The following is a 17,503-nucleotide window of genomic DNA, read 5'->3' as shown; positions in this document are numbered from 1 at the left end:
TTCAATGTCATTTTCTATAAACATTTGAATCCTTCAGATTCTTATGTTCAATCCATACAATCAATCCCCTTCCTGCTGACTATTTGTTTCTTTAATCCTGAAGGAATTAAATATATATAGAAATTATACGCCAGGTTTGTTCGACCCCGACAGGGTCGCATTAAATTCAATGTCATTTCCTATAAACATTTGAATCCTTCAGATTCTTTTGTTCAATCCGTGCAAACAATCCTATTCCTGCTGACTATTTGTTTCTTCAATCCTGAAGGGATTAAATATATATAGAAATTATACGCCAGGTTTGTTCGACCCCGACAGGGGTCGCATTAAATTCAATGTCATTTTCTATAAACATTTGAATCCTTCAGATTCTTTTGTTCAATCCATTCAAACAAATAATCGTCTTTGTATTCGATATTAAACTTAGTCAAAAACAATTTATATTCATCTTTGAACAATTTCATTTTATGGTGTTCTTTTTGGTTATTAATGTAGGCAATAACATTGCCAAGTGAGGAATGACTGTATGAAAATGCCCCGTAACCTGACTGCCAGGCAAAGGGATATTTTGTAAATTTTTTTTCTGCGATAAATGTATTGGATGATTTTTTCACTTCTCTTACCAAACCTGATAAGCAACAGGAGGGTTTCATCCCAATCAGTAAATGAATATGATCGGGTATACCATTGATAGCTAACATTTTTTGACCTTTATTTCTGACAATACCAGACATATATTTATAAAGTTCTCCTTCCCAATCAGGGTTTATTAAACTTACTCTGCCTTGAACAGCAAAAATAATCTGTATATAAATTTGCGTAAATGTTCCAGCTGCCATTTTTTTCATTTTGTTAAAAAAATCACCTACTTAAATACCTTAAAGCTAAAGATTTATCTTGAATTTTGCTAATGACATTTGAATCCTTCAGATTCTTTTGTTCAATCCGTGCAGACAACCCATTCCTGCTAACTATTTGTTTTTCTTAATCCTGAAGGGATTAAATATATATAGAAATTATACGCCAGGTTTGTTCGACCCCGACAGGGGTCGCATTAAATTCAATGTCATTTTCTATAAACATTTGAATCCTTCAGATTCTTTTGTTCAACAATCCATTGCCAACTAAAAAATGAATCTTTAAAATTTGGTGTTTAAGAATAGGATATTAAAGCTTAGTCAGGTAACAGACTCTAAAAGAATTTCTATAAGCTTTCTTAAGGTCGGTATTACTAAAAAAGAAATGTTACTTTTGTGTAAAATCATACTATTTATGCTAAAAGTCGGTGTTTTGGGAGCTGGACATCTGGGTAAAATTCACCTGAGATTGCTCAACGAATCCAAGAAATATTCACTTGTTGGATTTTACGATACAAATAAAGAACATGCCTTAGCTATTGAAAAAGAATTTGGCTATCGGTATTTTGAAAATTACGAGGACCTGCTTAAGGAAGTAGATGTGATCGACATCGTCACACCTACCACCAACCACTTCATTATGGCGGAACAAGCTATAAAAGCAAGTGTTCACGTATTCATAGAAAAACCTATTACTTCAACCGTAAAAGAGGCAGAAAGCCTGATTGATTTAGCCAAACACTATAAAGTTAAAGGGCAAGTGGGTCATGTGGAACGTTTTAACCCTGCCTTTAGAGCAGCGATCGATAAAATCGACAACCCGATGTTTATCGAATCTCATCGTCTGGCTGAATTTAATCCTCGTGGCACCGATGTTCCTGTTGTTTTGGACTTGATGATTCACGATATCGATGCGATTTTGAGCGTGGTCAAATCCAAAGTTAAAAACATCAAGGCCAGCGGTGTTTCCATTATTTCTGAAACTCCCGACATCGCCAATGCCAGAATTCAATTTGAAAATGGCTGCGTAGCCAACCTCACTGCCAGCAGAATTTCTTTAAAAAATATGCGTAAATCACGCTTTTTTCAAAGAGATGCGTATGTATCGGTGGATTTTCTGGAGAAAGTCACTGAAGTGGTAAAGATGAAAGACGCCCCAAAAGAGCCGGATGATTTTGCGATGATACTTCAAAATGCGGAAGGTGTCAAAAAACAGATTTACTTCGACAATCCGGATGTAGAAACCAACAATGCCATATTGGACGAATTGGAAACCTTTGCCACAGCCATAGAAAACAACACCACACCTATAGTGACTTTAGAACAAGGCACCGAAGCTTTAAGAGTCGCGATGCAAATCATAAAAGCATTTGATAATTAATACCTTTAAAATATACAGTTTATGAAAAATATTTCAATTATTGGAGCAGGAACCATGGGCAACGGTATTGCACATACCTTTGCGCAATTCGATTATAAAGTCAGTTTGATCGATGTTACCAAGGACAATTTAGATAAAGGAATTGCTACCATCACCAGAAACCTGGACCGCATGGTAAGCAAGGAAAAAATAAGCGAAGATGACAAAAAACGCACGCTGGGAAACATCTCCACTCACACCAGTATTGCTGATGGAGCTAAAAACGCTGACCTTGTCGTGGAAGCAGCAACAGAAAATGAAAAAATCAAGCTGGACATCTTCAGAGAACTTGATAAGGTCTGTCCTTCTGAAGCTATTTTAGCTTCCAATACAAGTTCAATTCCTATTACTAAAATCGCTGCTGTTACTAATAGACCAACGCAGGTGATTGGAATGCACTTTATGAATCCGGTGCCAATAATGAAGTTGGTAGAAATTATAAGAGGTTATAACACAAATGACGAGATTACCAAAGCTATTGTGGAACTGTCTAAAAAACTAGGCAAAGTCCCAACTGAAGTGAATGATTATCCTGGCTTTGTAGCCAATCGTATTTTGATGCCGATGATCAACGAAGCGGTTGAAACTTTATACAACAATGTGGCTGGCGTTGAAGAAATTGACACTGTGATGAAGCTAGGAATGGCTCATCCTATGGGACCACTCCAACTGGCAGATTTCATTGGCCTGGATGTGTGTTTGTCGATTCTTGAAGTGATGTACGATGGTTTCAAAAATCCCAAATACGCCCCTTGTCCATTATTGGTCAATATGGTAAGAGCTGGTAAACTAGGTGTGAAATCTGGTGAAGGTTTCTACGATTACAGCGAAAGCAAAAAGGCAGAAAAAGTGTCTTCACAATTTGCTTCTTAATCATGCCAGTTGTCAAACCCTTTAGAGCTACCAGACCTACTCGAGATAAAGTAGGCCTGATAGCTTCAAAACCTTACGATACGTACACCAAGTCTCAGATAGAAGCACGGCTGGACAACAACCCGTTTTCATTTTTACATATTGTGAATCCCGGATACAAATACAACAAAGAAATCTCCGGTAAGGAACGATTTGGGCTTGTTAAAAATAGATTTGAAGAATTCAAGGAAGACGGAAGTTTTCTGCAAGATGAAAAGCCTTGCTACTATTTACATAAAATTATTTACAGAAATGAAATTCAATTTGTAGGTATTGTAGGAGCAGCAAGCACCGAAAGCTATGAAAGCAACGTTATAAGAAAGCATGAAGACACTCTGAAAGAAAAGGTCGATATCTTTACAGAATATTTAAAAACAGTGCGGTTTAATGCCGATCCTGTGCTCCTCACCTACCCAGATAATGCTGTATTAGAGGGTATTTCTCAGGAATTGATGCAGGAACGTCCTGAATATGAATTTACAACCACCTCTAGAGAAACCCATCACTTTTGGGTGATTGAAGATGAACAACTTCAGAAACAAATTGAAGCTGAATTCAAAGGCATGCAGCATATTTACATTGCTGATGGTCATCACAGAAGTTTGTCGTCTATCGACTTAAAGAAAAAACTCCAGACTGAAAACGATGCGCATACAGGTCATGAAGCTTACAATTATTTCATGGGTTTCTTTATTCCTGAAAGTCATTTGAGAATTCATGAATTCAACAGACTCGTCAAGGACCTGAACGGCTTAAGCAAGGATGAATTTCTGATCAAGCTGGATGAGCAGTTCAAAATTGAAAATCTGAAGCAAAATTATTATAAGCCATCAAAACCTCATCATTTTAGCATGTATCTGGACGGGGATTTCTACGAATTGAACTTAAGATTCAGGAATTATGATTTTCATGATGCCTTGTCAAAATTGGATGCTCAGATTTTATACAAAACCATTCTGAAGCCCATACTTGGTATTGATGATTTGAGAAACAATTCCAGATTGGAATATAGTCAAGGGCAAAAAGACATGGCATACGTAAAAGGAATGATTGACAATGGAGAGTTTGAAGTAGGTTTCGGCATGTATCCTGCTAAAATTGATGAAATGAAAACCATTGCCGATGAGGGCATGAAAATGCCACCAAAGACTACGTTTATTGAACCGAGATTGAGGAGCGGTATTACGATTTATGAATTTTAAAACTAAAAGACATGGAAGGATCTATAAAAGAACATATAAAATCATATAAAGAAGAGCTTGGAGAAAATGTGGATCTGGTTGCCGTTTCTAAAACCAAGCCTAACGAAGACCTGATGGAAGCCTACGAAGCCGGCCAACGCATTTTTGGCGAAAATAAGGTTCAGGAAATGACCGACAAGTGGGAGGCGCTACCAAAAGATATCCAATGGCATATGGTAGGTCACGTACAAACCAACAAAGTGAAGTACATGGCACCTTATGTTGATCTTATCCATGCAGTTCAAAAAATGAAATTGCTTAAAGAGATCAACAAGAGAGCAAAGGAAAACGACCGCGTTATCAATTGTTTATTGCAGGTCAAAATTGCTGAAGAAGATTCTAAATTCGGCATGTCTCCAGACGAATTAAGGTCTTTTCTGAAAGATGAAAAACTTTCTGAATTGAAAAACGTTAAACTAAAAGGTCTGATGGGTATGGCTACCTTCACCGATGATGAAGACCAGGTCCATAGAGAATTCCAAGTCCTTCAAGACCTCTACGAAGAAACTTCTAAAACTCAATCTGATTTCAGTATTCTATCCATGGGTATGAGTGGTGATTATAAAATCGCGATGCAACACGGAACCAACATGGTAAGAATTGGAAGTTCTATTTTTGGGGCGAGGAATTAGGTTCGGTCGTTCTGCTGCATGTACTGTGTTTAATACGGTAAGCTTAGCGAAGTATATCTTTTTGTCTCATTTCGTTTCTTTTCAGAAAAGATACCTGCCTTTGCCAGTCAGGTAAGCTCAACCCGACAAAGACTTTATCAAAAAAAGACCCTGAAACAAGTTCAGGGTGACAAATTAAATCTTGATTATTTAAAAATGAAATTAAACCACTTACCTAATCTCAATTTGTCTAGCTGGTTTAGGTTTAGCTTCTTCAAGTTTTGGAATCTCAACACACAATACCCCGTTTTTATATTCAGCTGAAATCTTTTCACCATCTACAGTGTTAGGTAGCGTAAAAGTTCTTCTGAATGACTGATAGCTGAACTCCTTTCTTGTGTAACGCTCAACTTCTATGTGTGACTTTTCTTCTTTTTTCTCCGAGGAAATCGTCAATTTGTTATGGTTCAACTCTATGTTGAAATCATCTTTTTCGAATCCTGGTACTGCCATTTCTACTCCAAATCGATCTTCGTTTTCCTTGATGTTTACCGAAGGTGAAGTCGTGTTCGTTTCAGAGAAATCTCTGTGAAACATGTCGTTGTTAAAAAGCCTGTCTAAAAGGCCCACATCCTGATTTGCATAACGTGTTGGTATCATAATTTATAAGTTTTAAAGGTTATTTTTATAAACTTATTTTCAAAATGGATACCAAATTGAATAATGACAAAATAAATGAAAATTTTAGGCTTAGTTGATTTCAAAAATCGAATTCTCATAAATTTAAAGCAATCAAAATGCCATTATGGCACTGTGAAGCTAATTTTAAGTGTCATTTTGTCTGTTTTAAATAAAATTGACTGAGTCAACATCAGAATAAAAAAGATAATTTGTGCATTATAGAAAGCTTAAACTTTTGGCTATAAAGCTTTGAAACAGAATTATATCTTTATTTTTGTCGCTTACACAAAATAATTTGAGAGAATAGATTGTACGCCATATTAGACATAGAATCCACAGGAGGAAAATATAACGAAGAAGGGATCACTGAAATTGCCATCTATAAATTCGACGGACATCAGGTCGTAGATCAATTCATCTCCTTGGTGAATCCTGAACGAAAAATACAGTCTTTTGTGGTTGGATTGACGGGGATCAACAATGAAATGCTTCACCAGGCCCCTAAGTTTTATGAAGTGGCCAAACGGATTATTGAAATTACTGAAGGCTGTATTATTGTTGCTCATAATGCAAAGTTTGATTACAGAATGTTGCGCTTAGAGTTCGACAGACTAGGCTATTCTTATGAGCGCGAAAGCTTATGTACCGTCAAGTTATCCAAAAAACTTTTGCCTGGCTTTGACTCTTATAGTTTGGGTAAGCTGGTCAAAAAATTAGGGATTCCCATTACCGATAGACACCGAGCCAACGGTGATGCTTTGGCTACTGTAAAACTTTTTAAGCTATTGCTGGAGAAAGATACAGACAAAGAAATTATAAGTTCAAATTTAAAACTTAATTCCATAAGCAGTGTCGACCAAAAATTGATTCGCCTGATTGATCAGCTGCCAAATGCAGTAGGTGTGTATTATTTTTCTGATGGTGAAGGCGAAATTATTTATATTGGTAAAAGTAAGGACATTAAGAAACGAGCTAACCAGCACTTCACAAGCGATGCGCCTAAATCCAGAGAAATACAGAAACATGTGGCTTCTATAGATTTTGAAAAAACAGGCAACGAGCTTTTGGCTTTATTGAAGGAAAATCAGTCTATTAAAAAACTTAAGCCTAAATTCAATTCGGCTCTTAAAAAAAGCTTATTTACGCATGGTCTTTACGCTTTTGAAGATGAAAATGGTTATATTAATCTTTCAGTTTCAAAATTAAAACCCAGCGAAAAGTACATCACCAGCTTTACCAATTATCAACAGGGCAAAGCCTTCATGGAACGAGCGGTCGAAACTTATGAACTTTGCCAAAAACTGACAGGACTACACAAAACAAAAGGAGCGTGTTTTAATTATACCATCAAGCAATGTCATGGGGCTTGCGTAAATGAAGAATCGAAAGAAAGTTATAACGAAAGAGTAAAACAGCTTATCGATTTTTATGATTATCAAAATAAAAATATGATCATACAGGACAGAGGCAGACATGCCGCTGAAAAAAGTGTGGTATTGATTGAAAATGGAGAGCTAGCAGGTACTGGTTATACGGAGTTAAATTTTCAAGTTGAAAACATGTCAATTTTAAAAAACATCATTAATCCCATGCAAAATGACAGGGATGCGCAGCATATCATACAGAGTTACCTGAGAAAACGAAATCATCATTTGAAGATTCATAAGTTCTAAAATGGGGAAAAACTCATTCATTCATAGAATTTCATTTTTGCTAAGTCTTGTTGGTTTAGTCCTTTTAATTTTTGATCTCGGTTTTGATCAGTCTCAAAACTTAATTACAATTTACAACATCTTTTATGTTGTCGTTTTAGTTCTAGGTGTTGCTTCCACGTCTATCAGGTATTATAAAAACAAGAGTCTGCCTAGCATGGGAGTTATTATTTTTGACGTGGTGTCGATTTTATTTTCAGTATTTGTTCTGGGCAGGCATTTTATATTCTTAGATGTTCAATTACTGGAAAGTTTTTTAGTAAATGACAATTGGCTGAAATTTGCGATTCTACTTACATTCATAAGAGAATCTTCTGATATTCAAATTTCTGTCGATCGAACGATACTTAACCCTGCTCAACTTTTTATATTAAGTTTTTTAACTATCATTTTCATTGGCAGCTTACTACTGATGTTACCGAATGCTACTCACTCTGGTATTAGTTATATCGATGCCTTATTTACTTCTACCAGTGCCGTATGCGTCACTGGGCTTATTGTCGTTGACACAGGTTTTTTTTTTACAAGTTTAGGACAAAGCATAATTCTTTGTTTGATACAGATTGGCGGGTTGGGTATTTTGACGTTTACCAGTTTTTTTAGCTATTTTTTTAAAGGTGGTTCCACTTATGAGAATCAGCTCACCTTAAACAGCATTACGAGTTCTAAATCATTGAATACTGTTTTCAATACTTTGAAGTATATTATTGTGATCACCTTTGGAATTGAACTTGTTTCGGCTATACTTATTTATACTTCATTGGATAACAAAGATTTTACGGGCTTTTTAGATCAGGCATTTTTCTCCGTTTTTCATGCAATTTCTGCATTCTGCAATGCTGGATTTTCGACCTTGTCTTCAAGTTTTTATGAAGAAGGGTTCAGGTTTAATTATGGATTGCAACTTGTTATTATTATATCTTTCATCATAGGCGGTCTTGGATTTCCTATCGTTGAAAATATAGACAAGTATGTTAAATATTCTATTAAAAGGATTTTTGGTCGGGGAAGAGATGCAAGACCCTGGGTTTTAAACATAAATAGTAGAATTACCTTAATCACTACCTTTATAGTAACAGGAATAGCTGTAATTGTTATTTATATTTTAGAATATCAAAATACCCTGGCAGAACACAGTGGTTTTGGCAAAGTAGTTACAGCCTTGTTTACAGCAGCTACGCCCCGAACAGCTGGATTTAATACGGTAGATCTATCATTATTAACTACGCCTACTTTATTATTGATTTTTCTTCTGATGTGGATTGGAGCTTCGCCATCTTCAACTGGCGGGGGGATTAAAACCAGCACCTTGGCCATTTCTACTTTGAATATCCTAAGTTTAGCTAAGGGGAAATCCAGAATTGAGGTTTTCAAAAGAGAAATATCAAATATTTCCATCAGAAGATCTTACGCTATCATTGCTTTATCGCTAATAGTTATCGGATCATCTACATTAGTGTTAAGTATAAGTGACAAAAATCTAAGTCTTTTTGATTTAGTTTTCGAAACCATATCAGCATATTCGACTGTAGGCTTAAGCCTTGGAATTACAGAAAAATTGAGCGATTTGGGAAAAGCGGTAATTATTTTCACCATGTTTGTTGGAAGAGTGAGTATGCTTACGGTTGTAATTGCTATTTTTAAGAAAATAAAACAAAAGAATTATAATTACCCGACTGAAGAAATAACAATCAACTAAGTATGAAGTATATCATTGTAGGATTAGGAAATTTTGGTTCATCCATAGCTCAGAAATTAACATCCCTGGGCAACGAAGTTATTGCTATTGATAGTGATATGGAGAAGGTCGATTATTTCAAGGAGAAAATCACCCATACCATACGAATGGATGCCACCGATGAGCTTGCCGTTTCTGATTTACCTTTAGATGAAACCGACATTGTTCTCATCACAATTGGCGAAGAACAAGGTTCCAATCTTATGGCAACTGCCCTTTTTAAAAATTTTGGAGTCAAAAGATTAATTAGCAGAGCTATTAATCCCTTACACAAAAAAGTCCTTGAAGCTATAGGTGTAGACGAAATTGTTCACCCTGAAGCAGAAACAGCCGAGCGCTGGTCCAATAAACTTCACTTGAAAAATGTGATTGATTCGTTTGAGCTCAATCAAGACTTCAGCATCATCGAAGCTCAAGTTCCAAAAGAATACGTGGGAAAAACCATTAAAGAGCTAAAAGTAAGAGAAGAACATAACCTTCTTATCTTAACGATAGTTCAACGGAAAGAAAAGACTACAGAAATAGGTGAGAAAGAAGAGGTCGATAAAATTGAAGGCATAGCAGATCCAAATGTAAAACTGAAAGAAGAAGACATTTTGGTCATATTTGGAAAAAATAGCGATATTGATGCTTTTATAGATACAAATTCTTCTGAAGACAGCCAGAAACAAGACTCAGAGTCTTGAGAAACCAAACTAATTCATCCATAAACATGACCTGGAAAGAAAAAGTTCATGAAGTCATTTACGAAGCAGATACCACTGCGGGCAAAGTCTTTGATGTCGCCTTACTAATTATGATTTTAGTGAGTCTTGCCCTTGTTGTTCTAGACTCTGTAAATCATTTAAACTTAGAGTATCATACCTTATTCTTAACTTTAGAATGGATCATTACCATTTTTTTTACCATTGAATATATTCTCAGAATCATTTGCATAAATAAACCAAAAAAGTACATCTTTAGTTTTTATGGAATAGTCGACTTTCTTTCCACCATCCCACTTTATATTTCATTGATTTTTGCAGGCTCTGGGGCTTTATTATCTCTAAGAGCATTAAGATTACTTCGAGTTTTTCGTATATTCAAATTGGTAAGATATACTGGTGCAGGTTCCAGAGTAGCAGTTTCACTAAAAAAGAGTTTGCCAAAAATTCTTATATTTTTATATAGCGTTGTCGTCATATCCTTTATTGCTGGCACAATCATGTACTTAGTTGAAGGACCTGAAAATGGCTACACATCTATTCCGGTAGGCATTTATTGGACCATTGTGACGCTCACTACAGTTGGATTTGGAGATATACACCCTGTCACGCCTTTAGGTCAATTTGTTGCCACTATCATCATGTTGCTAGGTTATGGCATTATAGCGGTTCCTACCGGGATTGTTACCGCTGAAATGACAAAAGAACATATAAAATCGAATACCCAGGTCTGTTATAATTGTGGAGAAAACGAACATAAGGATGAAGCAGAATTCTGTCACAACTGCGGCTATAATCTCAACAAGGGTAAAAAAGAAAAAAAAGAGATTAAAGAATGAAAAGAGATCAGCCATTCTTAGTTTGCATTGTTGGTCCAACAGCTATTGGAAAAACAGCCTTAAGCATAAAACTCGCTTCCCATTTTACAACTGAAATAGTTTCTGCAGACTCCAGGCAATTTTTTAAAGAAATGAAGATTGGAACTGCAGTTCCTGCGGAGGAGGAGCTTTCACAGGCAAAACATCACTTTATCCAACACATCTCAATTCAGGATAACTATAATGTTGGCAAATTTGAAAACGATGCCATTGCAGTTTTAGGTGACATCTTTGAGTCGAATTCCAAAGCCATTCTCGTTGGCGGAAGCGGACTTTATCATAAAGCAGTGACCGAAGGTTTGGTTTCCTTTCCTGAGATTCCTTCAGGAATAAGGAAAAAATACAACGATATATTAGATACAGAAGGCATTGAAAGATTACAGGGCTTACTTCTGAAAAAAGATCCAGAAACCTACAGGACTATTGAAATTTCAAATCCCAGACGACTCACTAGAGCACTGGAAGTACTTGAAGTCTCAGGAAAGTCTTTTTCTCATTTTCAAAATCAAAACAAAAAAAAACGCCAGTTCGAAGTCGTCAAAATTGGTTTGGATGCACCACGCGAAGTGATTTACAACAGAATAGAACAACGTGTGGATCTTATGATTGGGCAGGGCCTGGTAAAAGAAGCCAAAAGACTCTATCCTTTTAGACATTTCAATGCTTTACAAACAGTGGGCTACAAAGAATTATTCGCTTATTTTGATGGAGAACTGAATTTAGATCAAGCTATTTCAGAAATAAAAAAAAATACGAGAAGATTCGCTAAACGCCAATTGACTTGGTTCAAAAAAGACCCCGATATCCAATGGTTTCATTTTGAAACCCCATCAGAAGAAATCATAACTCACATTAAAACATAAAAGACTAATCGTGCTTTAACGATTAGTCTTTTATGATCATTCTGGAACTGAAAAAAGTGGCTTATTAAGCACCTTTCCCATCAGAGCCTTTTACGACCAGACGGAAACCTTCACCATGGATGTTTAATATTTCCACAGTATCATCTTTTTTCAGATATTTTCTCAATTTGGCGATGTAAACATCCATACTTCTTGAAGTGAAGTAATTATCATCTCTCCAAATTTTAGTTAATGCAAGCTCTCTTGGCATTAAATCGTTTTCATACAACGCAAGTAAACGCAACAATTCGTTTTCTTTTGGTGAAAGTTTAATCGGCTCCTCCTCTTTGTAAGTTAAAAATCTCAACTTAGAATTGAGGTGAAAATTTCCAATCGTAAATTCAAATTGCTTACTATCTGCAAGTGTATCTGAATTCTTACGCTGCATGATGGCTTTTATTTTCATCAAAAGGACTTCACTGTCAAACGGTTTATTCAGGTAATCATCTGCCCCAACCTTGTATCCTTTCAATACGTCATCCTTCATCGCTTTGGCGGTAAGGAATATGATGGGAACATCTTCATTTTTAGCTCTTATTTCCTTAGCTAAAGTAAAACCATCCTTGTATGGCATCATGACATCCAAAATACATAAGTCATAATTTCCTTTTTTAAATTTCTCAAAGCCTTCCATCCCATTTTTGGCATGAGTAACATCGTAATTGTTCATGGACAAATAGTCCTTTAATACGATTCCAAAATTGGGATCGTCCTCTACTAATAAAATCTTCTTGTTTTCAGTTTCCATATATTTATGATATTAATGGTAATTTAATTATAAATGAACTTCCTTTTCCTTTTTCACTTTTTACAGAGATTTCGCCGTGATGATCGTCAACAATTCTTTTGACATAAGCCAAACCAAGACCGTGCCCTTTTACATTGTGAACATCGCCGGTATGTTCTCTGTAAAACTTATCGAATATTTTTTTCTGAACCTGTTTAGACATTCCGCTACCCTTGTCAGAAATAATCAGAACGATAAAGTTATTCACATTTTCAGTCGTTAGTTTTATTTTAGGTTCGTCTGTAGAATATTTTACCGAGTTATCCAAAATATTCACAATCACATTAGAAAAATGAGAATCGTTAGCTAAAATGGTATCTCGTTTTGCTTTTAAATCAGTTTCAATGCTTCCATTTCTGTCTTCCACAATTAAACTAATGTGGCTTATAGAGTCTTCAATAATCTCATGAAGATTTAATTTTTCTTTTTCAATATCAAGCTCGTTTTTTTCAAGCTTAGAAATTCTTAATACATTTTCTACCTGTGCATGCATCCTTTTATTTTCCTCGCGAATCATGTTCATATACCTGTCCACAGCTTCAGGATTTTTAGAAATCACAGGATTTTTCACCGAATCTAAAGCAAGATTGATAGTTGCTATAGGAGTTTTGAACTCATGCGTCATGTTATTGATGAAGTCAGTTTTTATCTGAGAAATCTGTCTTTGCCTAATCAATTGACCTATTGCAGAAGAAAAAGCAAGAACAATAATTAAGGTAAACATGACCGAAAGTCCGCCCATCAAAGCAATAGAAGATAAAATTTGCTTGTTTTTATCTTTAAAATTGACAAACAACTGATAATCTGAAAATTCATCATTGTAGCTGTAAACGGGAATTCCATAAGTTGATGGAGAATTCAATTCAAAACTAGACGTTCTGACTTTGGTTGATAAGGCATTGCTATAAATTCCGAAATCATAATCAGAGTCTAAATTCCTTTTCTGCATCTGCTCATCAATCAATTTTTTGATTTCTAAAGTGTCTACGCGTTTGTGAATAGGAATTTTTGAAGCCATTTCTTTGATAGCATCTAGCCATAGGTATTTCTGTTCGTCTTCTAAATTACTGATTCTTTCGAAGCGCTCCATAGCATTGAGGTTACTGCCATCGAAATCATCCCTTCTCATTACCGCTGTAACCTTTCGGTTGATTAACTTTTTAAATTCTATGGAGTCTTGATTTTCAGCTAGAAACGGGGACGCCACTTTGTAATCTTCCTGGAACAAAGAGTTAGAATACATGAAATATTCCGTAGAGATGCCATTATCCGGCAATTGAAATATTTCACTGAGTTGTGTTCTGATTGGAGTTTCTGAATCTGCTATGGAAGCAAATTTAAAATAATACTTATCTATTTCTTCCTTTTCTAGCTGCTGAACAACATTGATGAGAATCTGCTTAGCACCCATAGAGAACTGCTCTTCATTGCTTTCCACAGTATTTTTTATCCAATAGCCTTGCACGAAAATGATTCCAATTAAGGAAACACTCATCAATACAATTATGAATGTAAATATGCGTTTATTCATTTTGTCAAAATTACAATTTTAACAAAATGCTTTATCAGTGTTTAACCGAAAGTTAACAAGAGAATACGCCTATTTATATGAAAAATTTGAAAATATCTTATGAAGTTCCTTAACCTGTTGCTGAGTTTCTTTTAAATTAATATTTTCAATAATGAAGTCAGCTAATTTCACCTTTTTAGATTCAGGCCACTGAGCCTTCATTCTGGATTTCACATCTTTATAACTCACATTATCTCTTTGCATGACGCGGTTTATTCTTACCTCTTCAGGTGCTGTAACCAATACAGTATAATCAAAATCTGAAGCTCTTTTTTTTTCGAATATAATCGCCGCTTCATAAATAATGTAAGGAGAGTTTTGTTTACTAAGCCAGTTTTTAAAACTCTGGTGAACTTTTGGATGTATTATTGAATTTAAAGTTTGAAGAGCTTGCGCGTCTTTGAACACGATGGAAGCCAAATCTGGCTTATGAATTAAACCTTCAGACGTCAGATTTAGGTCAAAAGTTTGCGCCACTTCGGTAGCAACTTTAGAATTATCAAGTATTTTTTTGGCTTCTATATCCGCAATAAAGACAGGCACATGTTGCTCTCTAAACATATTGGCAACGGTAGTTTTACCACTTCCTATTCCTCCTGTAAGCCCAATTTTTATCATTTTTTAATCAAATAATCAACCTTATAATTTTCTAAAGAAACACTTTTTACAAGTCTTGGCTGTTCCACCAGTTCTAGAAACATAAAGTCTTCACTTGGCTTATATTTCGCGACCACCTTAAAACCAGACTCATCTATTCTTTCGTAGTTTGAAAGACTTGTCGTAAAATTTACTTTTACTGTTTTAGGAAAAATAACAAGTTTATTCTCTAGAGCCTTGTTTTCTAGACGTATCGGAATCTCAAAGGTGCCTTCTGTAAATTTCACAACAGGCAATGTGTAACTCACAGTCTCTACCAGGTAATTAATTGAAATATCTTCAATTTTTTGGATTTGAATATGCCCGCTAACTGTATCCGAAACTTCTTTTAAGATCTTTTCTTTCGTTGTTACATATTCCAAAGTTTTCAAAATAGAGTCATTACCAGAAACTTCTATAAACCTTGGTTCAAAAACAAAATCTGTAATAGAGTCATACCCTTTACTGAAATCTAAATGAATGTTTGGTTTAATTTTCAATTTCTTAGTCGATAACTTGTAATGGTTAAATTGAAAAGAATCCTTTCCAATTTCTATTTCCCCTTTCGACAAATTTAAGGACTTAGCAATATGAGATTTGTTATTTATCAGACTATAACTATAATGATCGCTCAATGAATCGAGTTGATTGAAATTCAATTCAATAGTTGAATTAAAAAGCTTTATGTACAGGATTTTAAAACCAGTTTGCTTTACTTGAGCAGATACTTTTTTGGTCTTATTGTCTAAAACAATATGCTGTGGAATTTCTCCAAACTCAAAAGTTAACTCCACATCATGCTCATAAGTTTTTGAAAGTTGTACAAATGACCATATAAGAAGAGTAAAGGCTAAGAAAAAGAAAAAAGCCTTGTAATTTCTTTTTTTGATGCTGGTCTTGATGTTATCAAACTGTTTGTATCTACTCATTTACTAAAGAATAATTTTGGAAATGTTTTTTCAGGTATTTGTCTCAATATATGAATTTTATAATAGCTCCAGATAAAACCAGTTCCATAGCTTACAAATTGAATATTGGTAGCAAATACGCTTAATATAGCTATTTTAAAATTTTTATGATCTATAATTGCATCTATATAAACTAAAAGATTGTAAATGACATAAAAATAAAGTATATAATGGATTTTGAATAGAAGTGAAACCATGCCTAAAACAAGCATCAAAGTATATAAAAAGGGAAACCAATAGGTAAGTTTCGAAGTAGCGGGATAGCGGGATAGTAAAATAGGTCTCACTAAACCAAATTTAAACACCTGCATAGAAAATTTTTTAAAATCTGTTCTTCGCTTGTGATAAACGTGCGCTCCATCAATATAGCCCACTTTAAATTTTTGTTTTTTGAGACGAATAGATAAATCGGGGTCTTCTCCCGGATGTATGCTGCTAAAACCCTCAGACTCCAGAAAGGCTGCTTTAGAAATTCCCATATTGAAACTTCTAGGTTCATAGGATTGAGAGGCTTTAGATTGTACGCTGCCTCTAATGCCTCCTGTAGTTAGAAGTGAAGTCATCGCATGATCAATTGACTTCTGAATAGGCGTAAATGAATCCAAGGCTTTATCTCCACCGCCATAACAATCCAGATATCTTTCAGATAAAGCTGCTCTTACAATTTTCACATAATTCGCTGGAACAATAACATCGCTATCTAAAATGATAAAATAGTTTCCTGTTGCCTTTTGCATTCCGTAGTTTCTGGAATCGCCAGGACCCGTATTATTTTTGAAGTAATAAGAAATGTTTAGTATTTCTTTGAAATCATTTATCACTTCTTCACAAGTGTCTTTCGAGCCATCTTCGACTATCACTACTTCAAAAGAACCCGTAACCAGACTAAGACTTTCTAAAAGTTCTTTGATCTCATGGGGCCGGTTATAAACGGGGATTATAAAGGAAAAGTAAAGCTCTACCATGCTGTAAAGATATTACAAATAAAAAATCCCGAACCAGAGGTTCGGGAATCATTCATGTAAAATTTCTAAATGCAAGTAACTAGTCTTCCATCGCTTCCATGATCTCCTGGCTCACTCCCATATTGGAGAATCCACCATCATGAAATAAGTTTTGTAAGGTCACTTTTTTAGTCAAATCTGAAAATAGTGTCAAGGTATAATCTGCACATTCCAAAGCTGTTGCATTACCAAGCGGTGACATTTTTTCTGCATAATTCATAAAGCCTGTAAATCCTTTTACACCCTGTCCAGCAGAAGTTGGCGTTGGAGATTGTGAAATAGTATTTACTCTTACTTTTTTATCTTTTCCAAAAAAGTATCCAAAGCTCCTGGCAACAGATTCTAAATAGGCTTTGTTATCTGCCATATCGTTATAATCTGGGAATACTCGCTGAGCTGCCATATAAGTAAGCGCTACAATGCTTCCCCATTCATTCATAGCATCCTTTTTGTAAAGCGTTTGCATCAATTTATGAAAAGACATAGCTGAAACATCAAGCCCTTTATGCGTCCAATCGTAATTCTGATCGGTATAGTGTTTTCCCTTTCTTACATTGATGGACATCCCGATAGAATGCAAGACAAAATCCAATTTTCCTCCAAGAATTTCTTCAGATTTTTCGATCAGATTTTCCAGGTCTTCAATTTTAGTAGCATCTGCAGCAATCACTTCGGAATTGGTTTTTTCAGCAAGAGATTTGATAGTTCCCATTCTCAAAGCTACAGGAGCGTTGGTAAGAACAAATTTAGCGCCTTCCTCATGTGCTCTTTCAGCGGTTTTCCATGCGATAGAATTTTCATCTAAAGCCCCAAAAATAATTCCGCGTTTTCCTTTCAGTAAGTTATATGACATAGTTTAATTTTTTTTTGAATGCTGTAAAG

Annotated in this window: 17 protein-coding genes; 9 read left to right on the top strand and 8 right to left on the bottom strand. The window is 35.3% G+C overall.

Going from position 1 to position 17,503, the window contains the following annotated elements; all coding sequences use genetic code 11:
• Positions 1–338 precede the first annotated feature (338 nt).
• Complete coding sequence (gene tnpA, locus LB450_RS05405; RefSeq protein WP_456095403.1) at positions 339–839, bottom strand: IS200/IS605 family transposase; 501 nt, start codon at positions 837–839, stop codon at positions 339–341.
• Between the two features lie 433 nt (positions 840–1,272).
• Between tnpA and LB450_RS05400 the strand changes: the two genes are divergently transcribed.
• From LB450_RS05400 to LB450_RS05385, 4 genes are read left to right on the top strand one after another with little or no spacing between them, the layout of a single operon-like run.
• Positions 1,273–2,238, top strand: coding sequence for a Gfo/Idh/MocA family protein (locus LB450_RS05400; protein WP_224486837.1), 966 nt, complete (start codon positions 1,273–1,275; stop codon positions 2,236–2,238).
• Positions 2,239–2,259: 21 nt separating this feature from the next.
• Positions 2,260–3,150: a 3-hydroxybutyryl-CoA dehydrogenase gene (locus LB450_RS05395; RefSeq protein ID WP_224486836.1), complete on the top strand. Its 891-nt coding sequence runs from the start codon at positions 2,260–2,262 to the stop codon at positions 3,148–3,150.
• A 2-nt stretch (positions 3,151–3,152) separates the two neighbouring features.
• On the top strand, positions 3,153–4,391 hold the full coding sequence (locus LB450_RS05390; protein WP_224486835.1) for a DUF1015 domain-containing protein: 1,239 nt from the start codon (positions 3,153–3,155) through the stop codon (positions 4,389–4,391).
• 11 nt (positions 4,392–4,402) lie between these two features.
• Positions 4,403–5,062, top strand: coding sequence for a YggS family pyridoxal phosphate-dependent enzyme (locus LB450_RS05385; RefSeq protein WP_224486834.1), 660 nt, complete (start codon positions 4,403–4,405; stop codon positions 5,060–5,062).
• Between the two features lie 210 nt (positions 5,063–5,272).
• Here the strand turns inward: LB450_RS05385 and LB450_RS05380 are convergent, their stop codons facing one another.
• Positions 5,273–5,701 carry an Hsp20/alpha crystallin family protein gene (locus LB450_RS05380; protein ID WP_224486833.1) on the bottom strand — a complete coding sequence of 143 codons (429 nt, stop codon included), beginning with the start codon at positions 5,699–5,701 and terminating at the stop codon, positions 5,273–5,275.
• Between the two features lie 329 nt (positions 5,702–6,030).
• Here LB450_RS05380 and LB450_RS05375 point away from each other — a divergent pair, with 329 nt between their 5' ends.
• The 5 genes from LB450_RS05375 to miaA are packed head-to-tail and all read left to right on the top strand — an operon-like array spanning position 6,031 to position 11,617.
• Complete coding sequence (locus tag LB450_RS05375; protein WP_224486832.1) at positions 6,031–7,395, top strand: exonuclease domain-containing protein; 1,365 nt, start codon at positions 6,031–6,033, stop codon at positions 7,393–7,395.
• Position 7,396: 1 nt separating this feature from the next.
• The gene (locus LB450_RS05370; RefSeq protein ID WP_224486831.1) at positions 7,397–9,133 is read left to right on the top strand and encodes a TrkH family potassium uptake protein; all 1,737 of its coding nucleotides are present in this window, start codon (positions 7,397–7,399) and stop codon (positions 9,131–9,133) included.
• A gap of 2 nt (positions 9,134–9,135) precedes the next feature.
• On the top strand, positions 9,136–9,858 hold the full coding sequence (locus LB450_RS05365) for a potassium channel family protein (RefSeq protein ID WP_224486830.1): 723 nt from the start codon (positions 9,136–9,138) through the stop codon (positions 9,856–9,858).
• A 26-nt stretch (positions 9,859–9,884) separates the two neighbouring features.
• Positions 9,885–10,715, top strand: a complete 831-nt coding sequence (locus tag LB450_RS05360; RefSeq protein WP_224487052.1) for an ion transporter — start codon at positions 9,885–9,887, stop codon at positions 10,713–10,715.
• The gene (miaA, locus tag LB450_RS05355; RefSeq protein ID WP_224486829.1) at positions 10,712–11,617 is read left to right on the top strand and encodes a tRNA (adenosine(37)-N6)-dimethylallyltransferase MiaA; all 906 of its coding nucleotides are present in this window, start codon (positions 10,712–10,714) and stop codon (positions 11,615–11,617) included. The genes LB450_RS05360 and miaA overlap by 4 nt, the downstream gene beginning before the upstream one ends.
• A 64-nt stretch (positions 11,618–11,681) precedes the next feature.
• Here miaA and LB450_RS05350 read toward each other — a convergent pair whose 3' ends face one another.
• The 6 genes from LB450_RS05350 to LB450_RS05325 all read right to left on the bottom strand — a co-directional run bounded on the left by LB450_RS05350 (position 11,682) and on the right by LB450_RS05325 (position 17,474).
• A complete protein-coding gene (locus LB450_RS05350) occupies positions 11,682–12,404 on the bottom strand; it encodes a response regulator transcription factor (protein ID WP_224486828.1) in 723 nt (240 codons plus the stop codon).
• 4 nt (positions 12,405–12,408) lie between these two features.
• A complete protein-coding gene (locus LB450_RS05345; protein WP_224486827.1) occupies positions 12,409–13,974 on the bottom strand; it encodes a sensor histidine kinase in 1,566 nt (521 codons plus the stop codon).
• Between the two features lie 69 nt (positions 13,975–14,043).
• Positions 14,044–14,631: a dephospho-CoA kinase gene (gene coaE / locus LB450_RS05340; RefSeq protein ID WP_224486826.1), complete on the bottom strand. Its 588-nt coding sequence runs from the start codon at positions 14,629–14,631 to the stop codon at positions 14,044–14,046.
• A complete protein-coding gene (locus tag LB450_RS05335; RefSeq protein WP_224486825.1) occupies positions 14,628–15,578 on the bottom strand; it encodes a YbbR-like domain-containing protein in 951 nt (316 codons plus the stop codon). The genes coaE and LB450_RS05335 overlap by 4 nt, the downstream gene beginning before the upstream one ends.
• The gene (locus LB450_RS05330) at positions 15,575–16,582 is read right to left on the bottom strand and encodes a glycosyltransferase (RefSeq protein ID WP_224486824.1); all 1,008 of its coding nucleotides are present in this window, start codon (positions 16,580–16,582) and stop codon (positions 15,575–15,577) included. Before LB450_RS05330 ends, LB450_RS05335 begins: the two co-directional genes overlap by 4 nt.
• 79 nt (positions 16,583–16,661) lie before the next feature.
• Positions 16,662–17,474 carry an enoyl-ACP reductase FabI gene (locus LB450_RS05325; RefSeq protein WP_224486823.1) on the bottom strand — a complete coding sequence of 271 codons (813 nt, stop codon included), beginning with the start codon at positions 17,472–17,474 and terminating at the stop codon, positions 16,662–16,664.
• Positions 17,475–17,503: the final 29 nt, after the last annotated feature.

Source organism: Psychroflexus curvus (assembly GCF_020164585.1).
GTDB lineage: Bacteria > Bacteroidota > Bacteroidia > Flavobacteriales > Flavobacteriaceae > Psychroflexus > Psychroflexus curvus.
Note: the sequence above shows the minus strand (reverse complement) of the source record. Positions and strands in the feature narration are given on the sequence as shown.

Coding starts and splice junctions, on each gene's coding strand:
- tnpA (WP_456095403.1), bottom strand. CDS start 839: ATGGCAGCTGGAACATTTACGCAAATTTATATACAGATTATTTTTGCT.
- LB450_RS05400 (WP_224486837.1), top strand. CDS start 1,273: ATGCTAAAAGTCGGTGTTTTGGGAGCTGGACATCTGGGTAAAATTCAC.
- LB450_RS05395 (WP_224486836.1), top strand. CDS start 2,260: ATGAAAAATATTTCAATTATTGGAGCAGGAACCATGGGCAACGGTATT.
- LB450_RS05390 (WP_224486835.1), top strand. CDS start 3,153: ATGCCAGTTGTCAAACCCTTTAGAGCTACCAGACCTACTCGAGATAAA.
- LB450_RS05385 (WP_224486834.1), top strand. CDS start 4,403: ATGGAAGGATCTATAAAAGAACATATAAAATCATATAAAGAAGAGCTT.
- LB450_RS05380 (WP_224486833.1), bottom strand. CDS start 5,701: ATGATACCAACACGTTATGCAAATCAGGATGTGGGCCTTTTAGACAGG.
- LB450_RS05370 (WP_224486831.1), top strand. CDS start 7,397: ATGGGGAAAAACTCATTCATTCATAGAATTTCATTTTTGCTAAGTCTT.
- LB450_RS05365 (WP_224486830.1), top strand. CDS start 9,136: ATGAAGTATATCATTGTAGGATTAGGAAATTTTGGTTCATCCATAGCT.
- LB450_RS05360 (WP_224487052.1), top strand. CDS start 9,885: ATGACCTGGAAAGAAAAAGTTCATGAAGTCATTTACGAAGCAGATACC.
- miaA (WP_224486829.1), top strand. CDS start 10,712: ATGAAAAGAGATCAGCCATTCTTAGTTTGCATTGTTGGTCCAACAGCT.
- LB450_RS05350 (WP_224486828.1), bottom strand. CDS start 12,404: ATGGAAACTGAAAACAAGAAGATTTTATTAGTAGAGGACGATCCCAAT.
- LB450_RS05345 (WP_224486827.1), bottom strand. CDS start 13,974: ATGAATAAACGCATATTTACATTCATAATTGTATTGATGAGTGTTTCC.
- coaE (WP_224486826.1), bottom strand. CDS start 14,631: ATGATAAAAATTGGGCTTACAGGAGGAATAGGAAGTGGTAAAACTACC.
- LB450_RS05335 (WP_224486825.1), bottom strand. CDS start 15,578: ATGAGTAGATACAAACAGTTTGATAACATCAAGACCAGCATCAAAAAA.
- LB450_RS05330 (WP_224486824.1), bottom strand. CDS start 16,582: ATGGTAGAGCTTTACTTTTCCTTTATAATCCCCGTTTATAACCGGCCC.
- LB450_RS05325 (WP_224486823.1), bottom strand. CDS start 17,474: ATGTCATATAACTTACTGAAAGGAAAACGCGGAATTATTTTTGGGGCT.